General features: G+C 70.7%; 18 protein-coding genes. 4 read left to right on the plus strand and 14 right to left on the minus strand.

Annotated elements, in window-relative coordinates; translation table 11 throughout:
• Nucleotides 1–157: 157 nt before the first annotated feature.
• From CCL05_RS07595 to CCL05_RS07660, 14 genes are all read right to left on the minus strand, one after another.
• Entirely contained in the window at nucleotides 158–1,021 is an 864-nt protein-coding gene (locus CCL05_RS07595) for a Pro-rich N-terminal domain-containing protein (protein WP_086559714.1), read from the minus strand.
• A gap of 165 nt (nucleotides 1,022–1,186) precedes the next feature.
• Complete coding sequence (aroB, locus tag CCL05_RS07600; protein WP_086559715.1) at nucleotides 1,187–2,278, minus strand: 3-dehydroquinate synthase; 1,092 nt, start codon at nucleotides 2,276–2,278, stop codon at nucleotides 1,187–1,189.
• A complete protein-coding gene (locus CCL05_RS07605; RefSeq protein ID WP_086559716.1) occupies nucleotides 2,275–2,787 on the minus strand; it encodes a shikimate kinase in 513 nt (170 codons plus the stop codon). Before CCL05_RS07605 ends, aroB begins: the two co-directional genes overlap by 4 nt.
• Nucleotides 2,784–3,968 (minus strand): chorismate synthase, encoded by a 1,185-nt coding sequence (gene aroC, locus CCL05_RS07610; protein WP_086559717.1) that lies wholly within the window; start codon nucleotides 3,966–3,968, stop codon nucleotides 2,784–2,786. Before aroC ends, CCL05_RS07605 begins: the two co-directional genes overlap by 4 nt.
• Nucleotides 3,969–4,111: 143 nt before the next feature.
• Nucleotides 4,112–4,495, minus strand: coding sequence for a hypothetical protein (locus CCL05_RS07615; RefSeq protein ID WP_086559718.1), 384 nt, complete (start codon nucleotides 4,493–4,495; stop codon nucleotides 4,112–4,114).
• Nucleotides 4,496–4,545: 50 nt separating this feature from the next.
• Complete coding sequence (locus tag CCL05_RS07620) at nucleotides 4,546–5,373, minus strand: shikimate dehydrogenase (RefSeq protein ID WP_086559719.1); 828 nt, start codon at nucleotides 5,371–5,373, stop codon at nucleotides 4,546–4,548.
• Between the two features lie 10 nt (nucleotides 5,374–5,383).
• The gene (gene mltG / locus CCL05_RS07625) at nucleotides 5,384–7,165 is read right to left on the minus strand and encodes an endolytic transglycosylase MltG (protein ID WP_086559720.1); all 1,782 of its coding nucleotides are present in this window, start codon (nucleotides 7,163–7,165) and stop codon (nucleotides 5,384–5,386) included.
• A gap of 121 nt (nucleotides 7,166–7,286) precedes the next feature.
• On the minus strand, nucleotides 7,287–7,751 hold the full coding sequence (ruvX, locus tag CCL05_RS07630) for a Holliday junction resolvase RuvX (protein ID WP_086559721.1): 465 nt from the start codon (nucleotides 7,749–7,751) through the stop codon (nucleotides 7,287–7,289).
• 17 nt (nucleotides 7,752–7,768) lie between these two features.
• Nucleotides 7,769–10,441 (minus strand): alanine--tRNA ligase, encoded by a 2,673-nt coding sequence (gene alaS, locus CCL05_RS07635; protein WP_086559722.1) that lies wholly within the window; start codon nucleotides 10,439–10,441, stop codon nucleotides 7,769–7,771.
• Nucleotides 10,441–10,812, minus strand: a complete 372-nt coding sequence (locus CCL05_RS07640; protein WP_086559723.1) for a hypothetical protein — start codon at nucleotides 10,810–10,812, stop codon at nucleotides 10,441–10,443. Before CCL05_RS07640 ends, alaS begins: the two co-directional genes overlap by 1 nt.
• Before the next feature lie 9 nt (nucleotides 10,813–10,821).
• Nucleotides 10,822–11,262 carry a DUF948 domain-containing protein gene (locus tag CCL05_RS07645; RefSeq protein ID WP_040904142.1) on the minus strand — a complete coding sequence of 147 codons (441 nt, stop codon included), beginning with the start codon at nucleotides 11,260–11,262 and terminating at the stop codon, nucleotides 10,822–10,824.
• A 179-nt stretch (nucleotides 11,263–11,441) separates the two neighbouring features.
• Entirely contained in the window at nucleotides 11,442–12,056 is a 615-nt protein-coding gene (rpsD, locus tag CCL05_RS07650; protein ID WP_031104240.1) for a 30S ribosomal protein S4, read from the minus strand.
• Between the two features lie 311 nt (nucleotides 12,057–12,367).
• Entirely contained in the window at nucleotides 12,368–13,723 is a 1,356-nt protein-coding gene (locus tag CCL05_RS07655) for a replication-associated recombination protein A (RefSeq protein WP_086559724.1), read from the minus strand.
• A gap of 62 nt (nucleotides 13,724–13,785) precedes the next feature.
• A complete protein-coding gene (locus CCL05_RS07660; RefSeq protein ID WP_086559725.1) occupies nucleotides 13,786–14,442 on the minus strand; it encodes a vitamin K epoxide reductase family protein in 657 nt (218 codons plus the stop codon).
• A gap of 142 nt (nucleotides 14,443–14,584) precedes the next feature.
• Here CCL05_RS07660 and CCL05_RS07665 point away from each other — a divergent pair, with 142 nt between their 5' ends.
• From CCL05_RS07665 to CCL05_RS07680, 4 genes are all read left to right on the plus strand, one after another.
• Complete coding sequence (locus CCL05_RS07665) at nucleotides 14,585–15,457, plus strand: ABC transporter ATP-binding protein (protein ID WP_086559726.1); 873 nt, start codon at nucleotides 14,585–14,587, stop codon at nucleotides 15,455–15,457.
• Nucleotides 15,454–16,299 carry an ABC transporter permease gene (locus CCL05_RS07670; protein WP_086559727.1) on the plus strand — a complete coding sequence of 282 codons (846 nt, stop codon included), beginning with the start codon at nucleotides 15,454–15,456 and terminating at the stop codon, nucleotides 16,297–16,299. Before CCL05_RS07665 ends, CCL05_RS07670 begins: the two co-directional genes overlap by 4 nt.
• Entirely contained in the window at nucleotides 16,296–17,483 is a 1,188-nt protein-coding gene (locus CCL05_RS07675; protein ID WP_086559728.1) for a sensor histidine kinase, read from the plus strand. Before CCL05_RS07670 ends, CCL05_RS07675 begins: the two co-directional genes overlap by 4 nt.
• Nucleotides 17,480–17,923, plus strand: a 444-nt coding sequence (locus tag CCL05_RS07680) for a response regulator (RefSeq protein WP_143589827.1), incomplete at its 3' end; no start/stop codon positions are given. The genes CCL05_RS07675 and CCL05_RS07680, both read left to right, overlap by 4 nt.

The raw sequence follows: 17,923 nt of genomic DNA on the forward strand, positions 1-17,923 counted from the left end.
GTGCCTCCCCCAGTGCCTTAAGGGCCTGGGAGGTACCCCCAGGGCGGCACGGGTGGGCGCAGCAGCACCCCGTCGCGCCGGGTTGCGCAACGCCCCGGCCTCAGCACCAACGCCCAGGACACCCGGAACGCCGATTACCGCACCGGCCCCATGCCGACTACCACTGCGGCGGACTCGCGATGGACCTGGCCAGCACATCGTCCAGGACCCGCGCCGTCTCCGGCACATCCAGTTGCGAGTTGTCGATGATCGGCAGACCGGACCCGTACCACCCGGCCATCCGCCCATGGATACGGGCGACCTCCTCGTCCGACAGCCGCCGATTGCCCGTGCGCTCCGCGTTGCGTTCCAGGACGATGTCCAGCCCGGGCAGGAGGACGACCGGCAGCAGGCCCGGCCCGACATGCCGCTTCCAGCCGCCGAGGCCGACCACGGGCCGGTCGGGAAAGACCGCGTCGTCGAGGATGCAGGAGATGCCGTTGGCCAGGAAGTTCCGCGCGGCGAAACCGCAGGTGCGGCGGGCGAGGCGGTACTGCGCCTCCGAGTTGTCGTTCCACCCGGACTGGGGGTCGGCGAAGCCCGAGCGGACCCACTCGCGTACGTCGTCGAGGCTGATGTGCGCCGTGGGGACCCGGCGATGGTCCGCCCAGTACTTGGCGACGCTGGTCTTCCCGGCGCCCGCGGGACCGATGAGCAGCACCGCGAGCGTCGTACCGGCCGGGTCGGGGACCGCCGTCGCGGGCGGCGCGCTGGGCATGGCGACCGGACCGCCGGGCGGCAGCGGCACATGGCCGGTGGTGTCCGGCGCCGGGGGGACGGAGGCCTGCGGCGGGAGCACGCCCGGCCCGGGCGGAGGCACGGGATAACCGGGTGCCGGGGGCGGCGGGGGCACGGGCGCGGAGCCCTGGTGCGCACCCGGGTGCTGCGGGCCCGGGTGGTGTGCGGCCGGCGACCAGCCGACGGCCGGTCCGTGCCCCGGCTGGTGGGGCGGCGGCAGCGGAGAACCCACTGCGTGCTGCATCCGGTGCCACTCCGTCTCGTACAGGCGATGGGCGCTGAACAGCGGGGGCGGAACCCGCTGCTACCGAACGGTACCGCCCCCGGCCGGTGTTGTGTGAACGGCCGGGGGCGGTCCGAAGTGCCCGGCCCCGTAAGGCGATTCCGGGCGGAAGGCGCGCCTGGTTACTTACTGTCCGACTTCGCCGTACGCGGCGAGCAGCACGGCCGGGTCGGGTCCTTCCAGAACCGTGGGCTTGGCCAGACCGTCGAGGACGATGAAGCGCAGCAGATCGCCGCGGGACTTCTTGTCGACCTTCATGGTCTCCAGCAGCTTGGGCCACTGGTCGTGCCGGTAGTGCAGCGGCAGCCCGACGGCTTCGAGGACGGTGCGGTGGCGGTCGGCGGTGGCGTCGTCCAGCCGCCCGGCGAGGCGGCCCAGTTCGGCGGCGAAGTGCATGCCCACCGCGACCGCCGCGCCGTGCCGCCACTTGTAGCGCTCGTTCTTCTCGATCGCGTGGCCGAGCGTGTGGCCGTAGTTGAGGATCTCGCGCAGGCCCGACTCCTTCAGGTCGGACGACACCACGTCGGCCTTGACCCGGATGGAGCGCTCGATGAGCTCGGCGGTGTGCGGACCGGCCGGGGTGCGGGCGCCCTCGGGGTCGGACTCGATCAGGTCGAGGATCACCGGGTCGGCGATGAAGCCGGCCTTGATGACCTCGGCGAGTCCGGAGACGTAGTCGTTGACCGGGAGGGAGTCCAGCGCGGCCAGGTCGCAGAGCACACCGGCGGGCGGGTGGAAGGCACCGACCAGGTTCTTGCCCTCGGCGGTGTTGATGCCGGTCTTGCCTCCGACGGCCGCGTCGACCATGGCGAGCACGGTGGTCGGGATGGCGATCCAGCGCACTCCGCGCAGCCAGGTTGCGGCCACGAACCCGGCCAGGTCCGTCGTCGCGCCGCCGCCGACGCCGACGATGACGTCCGTGCGCGTGAACCCGGACTGGCCCAGCGCCTTCCAGCAGTAGGCGGCGACCTCGGCGGTCTTGGCCTCCTCGGCGTTGGGCACCTGGATGGCGACCGCCTCGTAGCCCTGCCCGGCCAGGTCGGCGCGCAGGGCGTCACCGGTCTCGGCCAGTGCCTCGGGGTGGACGATCGCGACCCGCTTGGCCTTGCCGCCGATCAACCCGGGCAGCTCGCCGAGGAGTTGACGCCCTACGAGGACCTCGTAGGGATCGGTGCCCGCCGTGCCGCCGACCTGGATCCGGGTCAGTGCCTCGCTCATGCTTCCTTCAACTCCAGTGCGTCCAGGGCGGCTTGGGTGACCTCTTCGGGGGTGCGGCCGTCGGTGGCGACCACGGCCGTGGCGACCGCCTCGTACAGGTGCCGGCGGGCCTCCATCAGCTCGCGCCACTGCTTGCGCGGATTGATGGCGAGCAGCGGCCGGGCCGCGTTCAGACCGGTGCGCTTGACCGCTTCTTCGACGTCCATCGACAGGTACACCACGCGCTGCCCGGCGAGCAGCGCGCGCGTCTCCGGGTCGAGGACGGCGCCGCCGCCCAGCGCCAGCACACCGTCGTGCCCGGCCAGTGCCTCGCGCACGGCCTGCTTCTCGATCGCGCGGAAGGCGGGCTCGCCCTCCTCGACGAAGATCTCGGCGATGGTCCGGCCCTGCGCGGCGACGATGTCGTCGTCGGTGTCCCGGTAACCGGCCCCGAGCCGCCCGGCCAGCAACTGCCCGACGGTGGACTTGCCCACCCCCATCGGGCCGACCAGCACGATCAGCGGGCTCATCGGATGGCCAGGTGGTCGAGGTAGGACCGCACGTTGCGGCGGGTCTCGGCCACACTGTCACCGCCGAACTTCTCCGCCACCGCGTCCGCCAGCACCAGCGCCACCATCGCCTCCGCGACGATCCCCGCCGCCGGCACCGCGCACACGTCGGAGCGCTGGTGGTGGGCGGCCGTGGCCTCGCCGGTGACGACGTCGACCGTCTTCAGCGCCCGCGGCACGGTCGCGATCGGCTTCATCGCCGCCCGCACCCGCAGCAGCTCACCCGTGGACAGCCCGCCCTCGGTGCCGCCGGAGCGGCCGGACGTCCGCTTGATGCCCTCGCCGGTCGCGACGATCTCGTCGTGCGCCTTGGAACCGGGGACGCGGGCCAGGTCGAAGCCGTCACCGACCTCGACGCCCTTGATCGCCTGGATGCCCATCAGGGCGGCGGCCAGGCGGGCGTCCAGACGACGGTCCCAGTGCACGTGCGAACCGAGCCCGACCGGCACCTCGTAGGCCAGCACCTCGACCACACCACCGAGCGTGTCACCGTCCTTGTGGGCCTGGTCGATCTCGGCGACCATCGCCTTCGACGCGTCCGCGTCCAGGCACCGCACGGGGTCCGTGTCCAGCTTCTCCACATCCGCCGGCGTCGGGTACACGCCGTACGGCGCCTTCGCGGCCGCCAGCTCCACCACGTGGGAGACGATCTCGATGCCGGCCGTCTCCTTCAGGTACGACCGGGCCACCGCGCCCAGCGCCACCCGGGCCGCGGTCTCCCGCGCGGAGGCACGCTCCAGGATGGGACGGGCCTCGTCGAAGCCGTACTTCTGCATCCCCGCCAAGTCGGCGTGGCCGGGGCGCGGCCTGGTCAGCGGGGCGTTGCGGGCGAGCCCGGCCAGGATCTCCGGGTCGACCGGGTCGGCCGCCATGACCTGTTCCCACTTCGGCCACTCGGTGTTGCCCACCATGATCGCCACCGGGGAGCCCAGAGTGAGGCCGTGCCGGACACCGCCGAGGAACGTGACCTCGTCCCGCTCGAACTTCATGCGGGCACCGCGCCCATAGCCCAGGCGCCGCCGCGCGAGATGGTCCGCCACCATGTCCGTGGTGATCGGCACGCCGGCGGGAAGGCCCTCCAGCGTCGCGACGAGTGCGGGACCGTGGGACTCCCCCGCGGTCAGCCAGCGCAACCTGCTCAACGGTGCTCCTCAGTGTTCGCGGCGTGCTTACTGCCCAGCGTACGCACCTCATCGCGTACGGCGACGGCCCGACCGGGTGCGCGGCCCCGGTCCGCCACCCACGATCCTGCCATGTCCGGAGCGCGGGCCCGGCCGCCGGTCCATCAGGCGGACGAGGCCGGGCCGCCGGTCTCCCGCTGCGGCGCGTAGGCGCCCAGGAAGTCCGCGCCGCTCTGCGCCTGCGCGGTCTGTGTCTGCTGCGGTGCCCAGGCGCCCAGATGGTCGGCCCCGCTGCCCTGCTGCGGTGCGTACTCCCCCAGGTAGTCCGCTCCGCGCCCCTGCCCGTACTGGGCCGCCGCGTGGACGGGCCGGCCACTGCGCACGGCCCTCCGGTAGGCGATCTTGCGCTTGATCTTGACCGCCCAGGACGCGAGGACCGCGAGCACGATCAGGGCGAGCACCGTGATCTGCACCCAGTCGGGCAGGAATCCCAGCAGGGACTCGAATATCTGCGACTTGACGGACGCCTGAGGCATGCCGGTGGACATGGTGGTTCTCCCCTCCCCTGTTCCGCCCCCTGCGGAACCGAGAGCGGATCTTATCGGGCCGCGAGAGCGCGTTCGCCCGCTTTTCGCATGGCGTCCAGCGGAGCCGGGGCCCGCCCCGTCATCTGCTCGACCTGCAGCACCGCTTGGTGCACCAGCAGGTCGAGGCCGCTGACGACCGCGCCGCCGTACGCCGACCAGCGGGCGGCGAGGGCGGTCGGCCAGGGGTCGTAGAGCACGTCGAACAGGGCCGCCGGGCGCTCCGGGACGGATCGGGCGAGGGCGTCGGTGACACCCGCCGGCGTGGTGCTGATCACCAGCGGGGCGTGCAGGGCCCGCTCGGCGTCCGCCCAGTCGGCGATGCGCACCGCGACCTCCAGCCGTTCGGCCCACTGCCGCATCTCGGCGGCCCGGGTCTCGCTGCGCACATACACGGCGATCTCGCCCGTGCACACCCGGGACAGCGCGGCCAGTGCCGACGAGGCGGTGGCGCCCGCGCCCAGGATCGCGGCGGCCTCGACCTTGTCGATGCCGTGCTCGCGCAAAGCCGCGACCATGCCGGGGATGTCGGTGTTGTCGCCGGTCCGGCGGCCGTCCTGGGTGAGGACGACCGTGTTGACCGCGTCGACGGAGGCCGCTGTCTCGCTGATCCCGTCGAGCAGCGGGATCACGGCCCGCTTCAGCGGCATGGTCAGCGAGAGCCCCGCCCATTCGGGCCCGAGCGTCTCGAAGAACCCGGGCAGCGCGGCCTCGTCGACCTCGAAGCGGTCGTACGTCCAGCCGGTCAGCCCCAACTCCTCATAGGCCGCGCGGTGCAGGACCGGGGAGAGCGAGTGGGCGATCGGGGAGCCGAGAACGGCGGCTCTGCGATGTGCGGCCATCAGGTGTTCCTCAGTTGTTCCGCGAGGCGTTGAACTTGTCGACCAGCTTCTGGTGCTCGGCGTTGGTCTTGGTGAACTCGCTGGTCTTGCCGTCCAGCGAGATGAAGTAGTACCAGCCGTCCTTCGTCGGGTTCAGGGCGCCCTTGAGCGCCGCCTCGCCCGGGTTGTCGATCGGTCCGGGCGGCAGGCCCTTGTGGAAGTACGTGTTGTACGGGTTGTCGTAGTTCCGCAGCTCGCTCAGACTCAGGTCGATCTTGCTCTGGTTCTTGATGTAGTTGTAGGTGGAGTCGAACTCCAGCATGCCGTTGGTCTGCGGATTCCCCGGCTTCATGCGGTTGTAGACGACCTCGGCCATCTTGCGGAAGTCGTCGTGGCTCGTGCCCTCCGCCTGGGCCAGGCTCGCGACGGTGAGCAACTGCCAGGGGTCCTCGAGTCCGAGGCTCTGGGCCTTCTTCTCCACGCCGAGCTTCTCGTACGTGTCGGTCGCCCGGGCCACCATCCGCTTCAGGACGTCCTCGGGCTTCTGCCCCTTGGCGATGCCGTAGCTGGAGGGGTAGAGGAACCCTTCCAGCGGGTCCTTGACGTCCTTGTGGTTCAGCGCCCAGCCGGGCAGGCCGAGCTTCTTCCAGTCCTTCTTGGCGACCGCGGCCGTGGTGCCGTCCTTGACCTCGAGCCGCTTGTCGATGAGCCGGTAGATGTCGGCGTTGCGCTTGCCCTCGGCGATGATCAGGTTGTCGCGGCTCTCCGGGCTGAGCATCATTTCGACCGCGCTGTCGGCCGACATTTGCTTTTGCAGCGTGTACACGCCGTCCTGGATGGTCCTGCCGTCGGGGTTGCCGGCCTGCGCCGAGACGAAGGCGTCGACGCTCTTGACGACGCCGGCGGACTTCAGCACCCGGCCGATCGTGTAACCGTCGGCACCCTGCGGGATCTCCACGGACACCTGCTGCCCGTTGCCGTCCCCCGCGTAGTCCGGGGCGTCGCCGAAACGATCCTGGAAGAACTGGTAGCCGAAGTAGCTGACGCCCGCCAGGCCGCCGCCGAGGACCAGGACGACGACCAGGCAGGCCATTCCGCTGCGGCGCTTCTTGGGCTTGCCGCCGCGTCCGCGCTGGTCGTCTCGCCGGCGGCGGTCCCCCGGCTCGTCGGCGTCGTCATCGTCGTCGCCGCCCGCGAAGAAGGCGTGCTCACCCTGGTCGGGGCCGGGGTCCCAGTCGGTCTCCGGCTCCGGCTCGGCCCGCCGCCGGCCGGGCGGCTCCGGTGGCGGATACGCGTCGGGCGTGCCGTAGTAGTCGGACTGGTCCTGGCCGTACGCACCCGTTTGCTGACCGTACGGGTCGGCGGGGTCGCCGGGATACGGGACCTGCTGGTGCTGGCCGGTGGCCCAGCCGCCGTTGTCGTACTGCTGCTGGTGATATCCGGGATCCTGCCGGTACCCCTGGTCCTGTTGGTATCCCGGATCCTGCTGGTATCCCTGGTCCTGCTGGTATCGCTGGTCCTGGTGCCCCTGGTCACCCTGCCCCGGGTACTGCTGGTGCCCATGGGCCTGTGCCGCGTACTGCTGCTGGTCGTACTGGTACTGCTGCTGCGCCTGACCGTATCCGGCCTGCTCACCGGTGCCCCAGTCGCCGTACTGCGGCTGCTGCGGCTGCTCTGGATGGTGCTGCGGCTGGCCGCCGTAGGGGGAATGCCGGCCCTGGTGGGCCTGCTCTCCTCCCCATCCGCCGTCCCCGTACAACGGGTCCTCCGGATGCCACGGTTCGGAGCCTTGGCCCCGGCCATACTCAGTCATCGATCCCCTAGAGCCGCGAGGCGGCGGTCACGCGGCTTCCGGCTCGGCTCCCGTCCCGCCTCTTGCTGTGCGGTGGCTGTTCGAATGCCTCCGCATCGCGCGGAACGTTACCGTATCGCGATCACATGACCACTTCGACGCCTTCTCCGGGTGCTTTACCTGACACCCGTTCGGATTCGAGGGCCTGTTGCAGGATGATCACCGCCGCCGCCTGGTCGATGACGGACCTTCCCTTCTTGGACTTCACGCCCGAAGCGCGCAGTCCCTGACTGGCCGTCACCGTCGTCATGCGTTCGTCCACGAGTCTCACCGGAACCGGGGAGATCATGCGCGCCAGTTCCTGCGCGAAGCCCCGGACCTTGACCGCGGCCGGGCCCTCGCCGCCCTTGAGGGAGCGCGGGAGACCGACCACGACCTCGATGGGCTCGTACTCCTCGACGAGTTGCTTCAACCGCCGGTGAGCTGCGGGGATGTCACGCCCCGGGACGGTTTCCACCGGGGTGGCGAGGATCCCGTCGGGGTCGCACGAAGCGACCCCGATACGGGCGTCCCCGACGTCGATCGCGAGTCGACGTCCTCTGCGCATCTTTCCGAACCCGTTTCTTACTTGGCCGTCTCGGCGACCAGGCGCTCGACGGCGTCCACGGCGTCGCCGATGGCGGCCGGGTTCTGGCCGCCTCCCTGGGCGACGTCCGGCTTGCCGCCACCGCCGCCGCCGAGGGTCTTGGCCGCCGTACGGACCAGGTCGCCGGCCTTCAGGCCGCGCTCGCGGGCGGCCTCGTTGGTGGCGATCACCGTCAGCGGCTTGCCGTTCGCCACCGCGAACAGGGCGACCACGGCTGCCCGTCCGCCCTGGATCCGTCCGCGCACGTCGAGCACGAGCTTGCGCAGGTCGTCGGCGGTCGTGCCGTCCGGAACCCGACCGGTCACGACAGCAACGCCACGGACGTCCTTGGCGGACTCGGCGAGTCCGGCGGCGGCCTGGAGGACCTTCTCGGCGCGGAACTTCTCGATCTCCTTCTCGGCGTCCTTCAGCTTGCCGAGCATGGCGGACACCTTCTCCGGGAGCTCCTCCGGGCGGCCCTTGATCAGCTCTTGGAGCTGGGCGACGACCGTGTGCTCCCGGGCGAGGAAGTTGTAGGCGTCCACGCCGACCAGGGCCTCGATCCGGCGGACACCGGAGCCGATGGACGACTCACCGAGCAGCTTCACCAGACCCAGCTGAGCGGTGTTGTGCACGTGCGTGCCGCCGCACAGCTCCTTGGAGAAGTCGCCGATGGTCACGACGCGCACGCGCTCGCCGTACTTCTCGCCGAACTCGGCGATGGCGCCCTGCTTCTTGGCCTCGTCGATGCCCATGACATCGGCGCGGACGTCCAGGTCCCGGGCGAGCACCTCGTTGATCTTCTGCTCGACGTCGGTCATCACGGCCGTCGGAACGGCGGACGGGGAACCGAAGTCGAAGCGGAAGCGGCCGGGCTGGTTCTCGGAACCGGCCTGGGCGGCCGTCGGGCCGAGGGCGTCGCGCAGGGCCTGGTGGGTCAGGTGCGTGGCCGAGTGGGCACGGGCGATGGCCTTGCGGCGGCGGTCGTCGATGGAGGCGTGGGACTTGGCACCGACGGTGACCTCGCCGACCTGGACGACGCCCTTGTGCACGTAGACACCCGGGACCGGCTTCTGGCAGTCGCGGACCTCGATGACGGCACCGGAGTCGGTCTTGATCTTGCCGGTGTCACCGATCTGTCCGCCGCCCTCGGCGTAGAACGGGGTGCGGTCGAGGACGATCTCGACCTCGTCGCCCTCGGTGGCGGCCGGGGAGGAGACGCCGTCGACCAGGATGCCTACGACCGTGGACTCGCCCTCGGTGTCGGTGTAGCCGATGAAGTCGGTGGCGCCGGACCGGTCGGCGATCTCGCGGTAGGCGCCGAGGTCGGCGTGGCCGGTCTTCTTGGCCTGGGCGTCGGCCTTGGCGCGCTCCCGCTGCTCCTTCATCAGGCGGCGGAAGCCCTCCTCGTCCACGGACAGCCCCTGCTCGGCGGCCATCTCCAGGGTGAGGTCGATCGGGAAGCCCCAGGTGTCGTGGAGCAGGAAGGCCTTGTCGCCGGGCAGCACGGTGGAGCCGACGGCCTTGGTGTCGCTGACGGCGGTGTCGAGGATGTTGGTGCCGGCCTTCAGCGTCTTGAGGAAGGCGTTCTCCTCGGCGAGGGCGACCTTCTCGATGCGCTCGCGGTCGGTGATGAGCTCGGGGTACTGCTGGCCCATCATGCCGATGACGACGTCGATCAGGTCCTTGACGACCGGGCCGGTGGCGCCGAGCAGGCGCATGTTGCGGATGGCGCGGCGCATGATGCGGCGCAGCACGTAGCCGCGGCCCTCGTTGCCCGGGGTGACGCCGTCGCCGATGAGCATGGTGGCGGTGCGCATGTGGTCGGTGACCACGCGCAGGGACACGTCCGAGGCGTGGGCGTCGCCGTAGCGGACGCCGGTCAGCTCGGTGGCCTTGTCGATGACGGCCATCGAGGTGTCGATCTCGTACATGTTCTGCACGCCCTGCAGAATCATGGCGAGGCGCTCGAGGCCGAGGCCGGTGTCGATGTTCTTGCTGGGCAGGTCGCCGAGGATCTCGAAGTTGTCCTTGCCGGTGCCCTCGCCCCGCTCGTACTGCATGAAGACGAGGTTCCAGATCTCCACGTACCGCTCGTCGTTGACGGCGGGGCCGCCCTCGGCGCCGAACTCGGGGCCGCGGTCGTAGTTGATCTCGGAGCACGGGCCGCACGGGCCGGGGACGCCCATGGACCAGTAGTTGTCCTTCATGCCGAGGCGCTGGATGCGCTCCTTCGGCACGCCGACGACCTCGTGCCAGATGCGCTCGGCCTCGTCGTCGTCCTTGTAGACGGTGATCCACAGGCGCTCGGGGTCGAGGCCGTAACCGCCCTTGTCCTGGGGGCTGGTGAGCAGCTCCCAGGCGAGTTTGATGGCGCCTTCCTTGAAGTAGTCGCCGAAGGAGAAGTTGCCGCACATCTGGAAGAACGTGCCGTGCCGCGTGGTCTTGCCGACCTCTTCGATGTCCGGCGTGCGCACGCACTTCTGCACGCTGGTGGCGCGGGCGAAGGGCGGCTTGACCTCACCCAGGAAGTAGGGCTTGAAGGGCACCATGCCGGCCGGGACGAGGAGCAGAGTCGGGTCGTCCGCGATGAGCGACGCCGAAGGGACGACGGTGTGACCGCGCTCCTCGAAGAAGCTCAACCAGCGGCGGCGAATCTCAGCCGACTCCATCAGTGGTCCTCATTCCGGTTGTACGAATTCTTCTTGTACGTGGACGACGTGCTGTCGATGACGTACGTCTTCGGCTCTGTGCGGTTCTCGATGGCGGCGTACCGCCGGGGGGCCGGGAGTTCGGGGTCGACGGGGGCGTTGAGCCCGAGCGCGTCGCCCAGTTCGGCCTCCCGCTGGGCCATGTTGTCGCGGACGTCGAGCGCGAAGTCGACCGCGCGGTCCTTGAGCCGGTGGCCGGCCTCGAGCGCCTTGTTCCCCGCGGTTCTGGCGAGGCTCTCGGGCGTCAGCTGCTTCAGCTTCCGGTTGACCTTGGTGGTGGCCCACACTCCGGCGGCGACGCCGGTGGTGAACCAGAACGTACGGCGGAACATCGCTGGCTCTCAGTCCCTCTTCCCTCGGGCGCTGCGCCGAGAGACCGTGCGGCCCACGATCACGGTACGCCTCGACGCCTTGCCGGGCACGTCCTCCTTGCGACCGCCGAGGGCCCGGCGCACGCCGTAGCCGAAGGCGGCGACCTTGACCAGGGGGCCGCCGAAGGTGGAGGCGACGGTGGTCGACAACGCGGAGGCGTTCGACGTGACCTCCTGGACGTCGGAGGCGATCGAGTCGACGCGGTCGATCTGGGTCTGCGCGGAGCGCACCGCCGCGGAGGCGTCGGCCAGCAGCGGGACGGCCTGATCCGTCACGTCCGCCACGAGCTTGGTGGTCGCCCTGAGCGTCTGGGCCAGCCTCGCCAGCGCGACGGCGAGGAAGGAGACCAGGATCGCCCAGAAGACGGCCACCAGGATTCCGGCCACCTCTCCACCGGACACTGTGTGCACCCGCTCCCTGAAAAACGTGCCTGAACATCGAAAAAGTCGTGCGACGAGCCTATCGCGCCGGGGATGCGGCTCCGTACCGGATTACCGCCCGGGGACGGCGGATTCGCGAAAGCCCGCCGCCTCGCCCGCCCGAAGGGGCGGGGAGACGACGGGCCGGGGTACCGCGTGCCTGCCGTGGATCAGCGGGCGTAGTACTCGACGACGAGCTGCTCGTCGCAGATCACCGGGATCTCCTTGCGGTTCGGCTCGCGGTCCAGGCGGAACGCCAGGCCCTTGAGGTTCACCTGGAGGTAGCGCGGGGTCTCGCCGTCGGGGGCGAAGCCACCCTCACGAGCGATCGTGAAGAGCGTCTTCTCCTTGGAGCGCTCGCGGACCTGCACCACGTCGTCCGGGCGGACACGGAAGGAGGGCTTGTCGACCTTCTTGCCGTTGACCGCGATGTGGCCGTGGACGACCATCTGGCGGGCCTGGTAGATCGTGCGGGCGATGCCCGAACGCAGGACCAGGGCGTCGAGACGGCGCTCCAGCTCGATGATCAGGGCCTCACCGGTCTTGCCCTGGACCTTGGAGGCGCGCTCGTAGGCGCGGACGAGCTGGCGCTCGGACACGTCGTACTGCGCGCGCAGGCGCTGCTTCTCGAGCAGACGGACCTTGTAGTCCGAGTTCTGCTTGCGGCCGCGGCCGTGCTCGCCGGGCGGGTACGGACGGGCCTCGAAGTACTTGACGGCCTTCGGGGTGAGCGCGATGCCGAGGGCACGCGACTTCTTGACCTTGGGGCGGGACTGGTTCGCCACTGTTTCTCGTTTCCTAGTGTCGGCTTGTCAGGGTTGTGGGAGGTCGCATCCGCAGCCGGGGAAACCCTCCTCGTCCTTGCCGGACGGGGTGGGCAGCCGCTCCCCTGGTCTGGGCACATACGTGCAGCACGCGAGTGGCCCACCGACCGGTCCCGTCCTGCGACGAGGGGTGGTGGGCTGCCCGCGACACCGTTCGACGGTGCGCGACGCTCCTGGAGCCGGTCCCGGGGACTGTGCCCCTGACTGGCTCCGGCCGACTGTCCCGTTCTGACTGCACGGGACGCGGCACTCCGGACGAGTTTACAGGGTGCTCAGGACCGCTTTCGACCGAGGTTCTTCCGGGTCCACTCGACCGCGTCCGCGTAGCGGGCCTCCGCGCCGTGCCGGGTCGGCTCGTAGTACTCGCGGTCCTTGAGGGCGTCCGGGGCGTACTGCTGGGCGGCGATGCCCTCGGGCAGGTCGTGCGGGTAGACGTAGCCCTGGCCGTGGCCGAGCTTGGTGGCGCCCTTGTAGTGGCTGTCGCGCAGATGCGCGGGCACGGGCCCGGCCAGTCCCTTGCGAACGTCCTCCAGGGCGGCGCCGATCGCGGTGGTCGCGGCGTTGGACTTGGGGGCCAGGGCCAGGGCGATGGTGGCGTGGCTGAGGGTGAGGGCGGCCTCCGGGAAGCCGATCATGGCGACGGCCTGGGCGGCGGCGACCGCCGTCTGCAGAGCGGTCGGGTCCGCCAGGCCGATGTCCTCGCTGGCGGAGATCATCAGGCGGCGGGCGATGAAGCGGGGGTCCTCGCCGGCCTCGATCATCCGGGCCAGGTAGTGCAGGGCGGCGTCGACGTCGGAGCCGCGGATGGACTTGATCAGGGCGCTGGCCACGTCGTAGTGCTGGTCGCCGTCGCGGTCGTACTTCACGGCCGCCCGGTCGACCGTCTCCTCCAGGGTGGTCAGGCCGATCTCCGTCTCGCCCTTGTCGAGGGCGGCTCCGGCGGCGGCCTCCAGGGCGGTCAGGGCGCGGCGTGCGTCGCCGCCGGCGATGCGCAGGAGGTGACTCTCGGTCTCCTCGGGGAGGGCGACGGCGCCCTTGAGGCCGCGCTCGTCGGTCAGGGCGCGCTGGACGAGATCCTTGATGTCGTCGTCCGTGAGGGGCTCGAGGGTGAGCAGCAGAGAGCGGGACAGCAGGGGCGAGATCACGGAGAAGTACGGGTTCTCCGTCGTCGCCGCGATCAGTGTCACCCAGCGGTTCTCCACGGCCGGGAGCAGGGAGTCCTGCTGGGCCTTGCTGAAGCGGTGGATCTCGTCGAGGAAGAGGACGGTCTCCTTGCCGAAGCCGCCGGAGGCGCGGCGGGCGCCGTCGATGACCGCGCGGACCTCCTTGACGCCCGCGGTGATCGCCGAGAGCTCGACGAAGCGGGCGTTGGTGGCCTTGGAGACGACGTACGCCAGGGTGGTCTTGCCGGTGCCGGGCGGGCCCCACAGGATCACCGAGGAGGGGCCGGCCGGGCCGGAGGCGCCCTCGCCGACCAGTCTGCGCAGGGGGGAGCCCGGCTTCAGCAGATGCCGCTGGCCCACGACCTCGTCGAGGGTGCGCGGGCGCATCCGCACCGCCAGGGGGCTGCTGGACGGCTCCTTCTCCTGGCGTTCTTCTGCTGCTGCGGTGAACAGGTCGGGCTCCACGTCAGAAACCCTAAATCACGGCACTGACAATCCCGCCGGGCCCGGTGCTCCGGGCACGGGCCCTAGCTCAGCCAGAAGTCCCACCAGCGGGTCAGGACCAGCATGCCGATGATGCCGATGTGCAGCACGGGCATGACCCAGGTGAACTCGCCGAAGAAGCTCCTGAGCCAGGCCGGGGCGGGCAGGAAGCCCTTGCGGATGTTGAACGACGTCACGTACCAGAACATGAGGATCGTCGCGACCCAGGCCAGGGAGCACCACAGGCACAGCGCGTTGATCCGGTACAGGGACTGGAACATCAGCCAGGCGCAGAAGACGACGCCGAACAGGCAGCCGGCGTTGAAGGTGAGCCAGTACCAGCGCGGGAAGCGGGCGCGGGCGAGCAGGCTCACGCCGACGCCGATCACGATGCCGTAGGCGACGAGGCCGAGCATCGGATTCGGGAAACCGAAGACCGCGGCCTGCTTGCTCTCCATGACGCTGCCGCAGGAGACGACGGGGTTGAGGCTGCAGCCGGGCGTGAACGTCGTGCCCGCGACCTTGGCCTCGAGGATCTTGAACTTGTCGATCGTGATGACCCACGAGGCGAGCAGCCCGGCCGCGCCGGTGATCACCAGCAGCAGGGCGAGGGCCCGGCTGCCGCCCTCGGTGCGAGGCGCGATCTCGGCGCGCTCCGACTCGGGCTCCATGGAGACGTCCTTGACTGTCGTCTTGCTCATCACGCCGATTCCGTCGCTTGAGGCCTGACCAACTTCGGGCAGTGCCATTCTGCCGCACGCGGGCGCCTGTCCACCGTTCAGTGGACATAAGGATGTCCGCGCGGTCGTCCCTGAGGGGTGCGTTCCGGCCGACGCTCGTCGCATGACAGCACACGGGTACGACCTCGCCGTCCAGGTGCGGGGGCTGCGCAAGCGGTACGGGGACGTGACCGCCGTCGACGGCATCGAACTGGCCATCCGCCGGGGCGAGGTGTTCGGCCTGCTCGGGCCCAACGGCGCGGGCAAGAGCACCACGGTGGAGATCCTCCAGGGCAACCGGGACCGGGACGCGGGCGAGGTGTCCGTGCTCGGGTCGGACCCGGCGACCGGCACGCGCGCGTGGCGTTCACGTGTCGGAATCGTCTGGCAGGACGAATCGGCGCCCGCGGAGTTGACGGTCCGGGAGACGGTGCGGCACTTCGCGGGCTACTACCCACGGCCGAAGAACCCGGAGGAAGTCATCGGCCTGGTCGGTCTCGAGGCGAAGGCGGACAGCCGGATCAAGGCGCTGTCGGGTGGCCAGCGCCGGCGTCTGGACGTGGCGCTCGGCGTGATCGGCGGGCCGGACCTGCTGCTTCTGGACGAGCCGACCACCGGGTTCGATCCGGCGGCCCGGCGGCAGTTCTGGTCGCTGATCCGCGCCCTGGCCGACGACGGCACGACCATCCTGCTGACCACCCACTACCTGGAGGAGGCGGAGGCCCTCGCGCACCGGCTGGCCGTCGTCGCGAGGGGCCGGATCGTCGCCGAGGGCGAGCCCGGCGCGTTGCGGGAGCGGTACGGCACCGAGACCCTCGTCGAGTGGACCGAGCCGGACGGCGCGCCGCGCAGGGAGCGCACGTCCACGCCGACCAGGACGATCGCCGGGCTCATGCGGCGCTTCGACGGGGAGATCCCGGGGCTGGCGGTGAGCCGGCCCACGCTGGAGGACGTCTACCTCCGGCTGACCGGACAGCGGCAGGAGGACGCGCGATGACCACGACCGCCGTACGGGAGCGAGGCGCGGTCGGCGCCCGGGGGCTGCCCGGCGCCTGGGGGCTGGGGCTGCGGCGGGGCAGCCTGGAGATCAGGCAGTTCTTCCGGCAGCGCGACCAGGTGGTGTTCACGTTCGCCTTCCCGGTCGTCTTCCTGTTCCTGTTCGCGTCGATCTTCCGGGACGACGTGGCGGGCGCGGGCATCACCGCCTCACAGCTCTACGTCCCGGCGATGATGGCCGCCGGCATCATGTCGACGAGTTTCCAGGCGCTCGGCATCTCGATCGCCGTGGAGCGGGAGGAGAAGGTGCTGCGCCGGCTGCGGGGCACGCCGATGCCGCCGACGGCGTACTTCCTGGGCAAGATCTGGCTTGTTCTGTTCACCGGTCTGCTGGAGACGGTGATCCTGCTCCTCGTCGGCACGACCTTGTACGACGTGAACCTGCCGTCCGACGCGGGCCGTTGGTTCGACCTCGCGTGGATCTTCGTGCTGGGTATCACGGCCTGCGCCCTGCTCGGCATCGCGATCAGCTCGGTGCCGAAGTCCGCGAACAGCGCGAGTTCCGTGGTCGTGCTGCCCTTCCTGGTACTCCAGTTCATCTCCGGGGTGTACATCGCCATCGGCACCATTCCGGACTGGATGCTGACCATCGGTGCGCTGTTCCCGCTGAAGTGGATGTGCCAGGGCCTGCGCGGGGTGTTCCTGCCGGAGTCGGCGCAGGTGCTGGAGCAGGCGGGGAGCTGGGAAATGGGACGCGTGGCCCTGGTGCTGGCGGCGTGGTGCGCCGGAGGATTGGTGCTGTGTCTGCTGACGTTCCGCTGGAAGGACCGGCGCACCGGATGAGCGATGCCGCGAGCGCCTACCACTGGGAGCGCTCGTTCCGGCTCTGGGACACGTACTTCGCGCTGGTGTGGACGGCCACCATGGCCTATGTGCTCGCAGCGGAGTCTCCCGGGGTGCCGGTGCGCGCGGTCGCGGTGGCGCTGCTCGTCCCGCTGGCCCCGCTGTACGTCCTGGCCGGGCGCCGGCTGATCCAGGGTGATCCGCCCGACCAGCGGCAGGCGATCGCCTATCTCGCAGCGGCGCTGGGGCTGTTCCTGCCTCCGGCTGTCCTCGTCGGCGAAACGCGGGTGCTGACCTTCGCGCTGATCCCGCAGTGCTTCATGACGCTGCGGTTGCGGTCGGCTCTGGTGGCGGTGGCCGTGATCAATCTCGTGCCCGTGGCGGGCTGGGCGCTGCTGTGGCGCCCGGATGCCCGGGACGTGGTCTTCAACGCGCTGTTCTGCCTGGTCACGTTGGTGTTCTCGGTGGCGCTCGGGATCTGGACCATCCGGATCATCGAGCAGAGCCAGGAGCGGGCGGAGTTGATCGCGGAGCTGGACGCGAGCCGGCACGAGATCGGCCGGCTGTCCGAGGCGCACGGGGCGCTGGCCGAGCGAGAGCGACTGGCCCGGGAGATCCACGACACGCTCGCGCAGGGGTTCACCAGTGTGGTGATGCTGATTCAGGCGGTCGAGGCGGAGCTGGAGCACGACCTGCCCGAGGCGCGGCGTCATCTGCGGCTGATGGACGAGACGGCCCGGCAGAACCTCGCCGAGGCCCGGGCGTTGGTCGCCGGGGGCGCGCCGGCCGACCTGGACGGTGCCTCGCTGCCGGACGCGCTGAGCCGGCTCGCCGCGCGCCATGACGCGACGCTCGAGGTGACGGGTCCGGTCCGTACGCTGCCCGCCGGGCCCGAGGTGGTCGCCCTGCGCGCCTGCCAGGAAGCGCTGTCCAACACCCGTAAGCACGCGGGGAGTTCGGTGGCGGTCCGGGTGTCGCTGGCGTACGCCGACGACATGCTGACCGTTTCCGTGCGGGACGACGGGCCCGGCTTTGACCCGGGTGCCGTCCGGGGTGGGTACGGTCTGGCGGGGCTGCGGGCCCGGGCCGTGGAAGTGGGCGGGACCGCGGAGGTGCGCAGTGCGCCGGGCGACGGCACGGTGGTGACCGTCCGTCTTCCGGTCGTGAGGAGGGAGACGCCGTGATCCGGATCGTCCTGGCCGACGACCATCCCGTCGTGCGGGAGGGGTTGCGGGCGATGCTGAGTGCGGAGTCCGATCTGGAGGTCGTCGCCGACGCGTCCAGCGGGCCGCAGGCGGAGGCGCTGGCGGCTGAGTTGCGGCCCGACATCGTGCTGATGGATCTGCGGATGCCGGGGATGGACGGTATCCGCGCCACCACCGCCATCCTGGCGGCCCGGCCCGGGGCCCGGGTCCTCGCACTCACCACGTTCGACGACGACGACCACCTGTATCCCGCACTGGCAGCAGGTATGTGCGGTTTCCTGGTCAAGGACGCGTCGCCCGGCGACCTGCTCGACGGTATCCGGCGGGCCGCGGCCGGGGACCGGCCGTTCTCACCGGAGGTGCTGGGCCGGTTGGTGGACACCGCCGTCGCCGCCCGCGCGCAACCGTCGCGGCCCGCC

Origin of the sequence: Streptomyces africanus (assembly GCF_002150735.1) — a bacterium.
Classification (GTDB): domain Bacteria; phylum Actinomycetota; class Actinomycetes; order Streptomycetales; family Streptomycetaceae; genus Streptomyces; species Streptomyces africanus.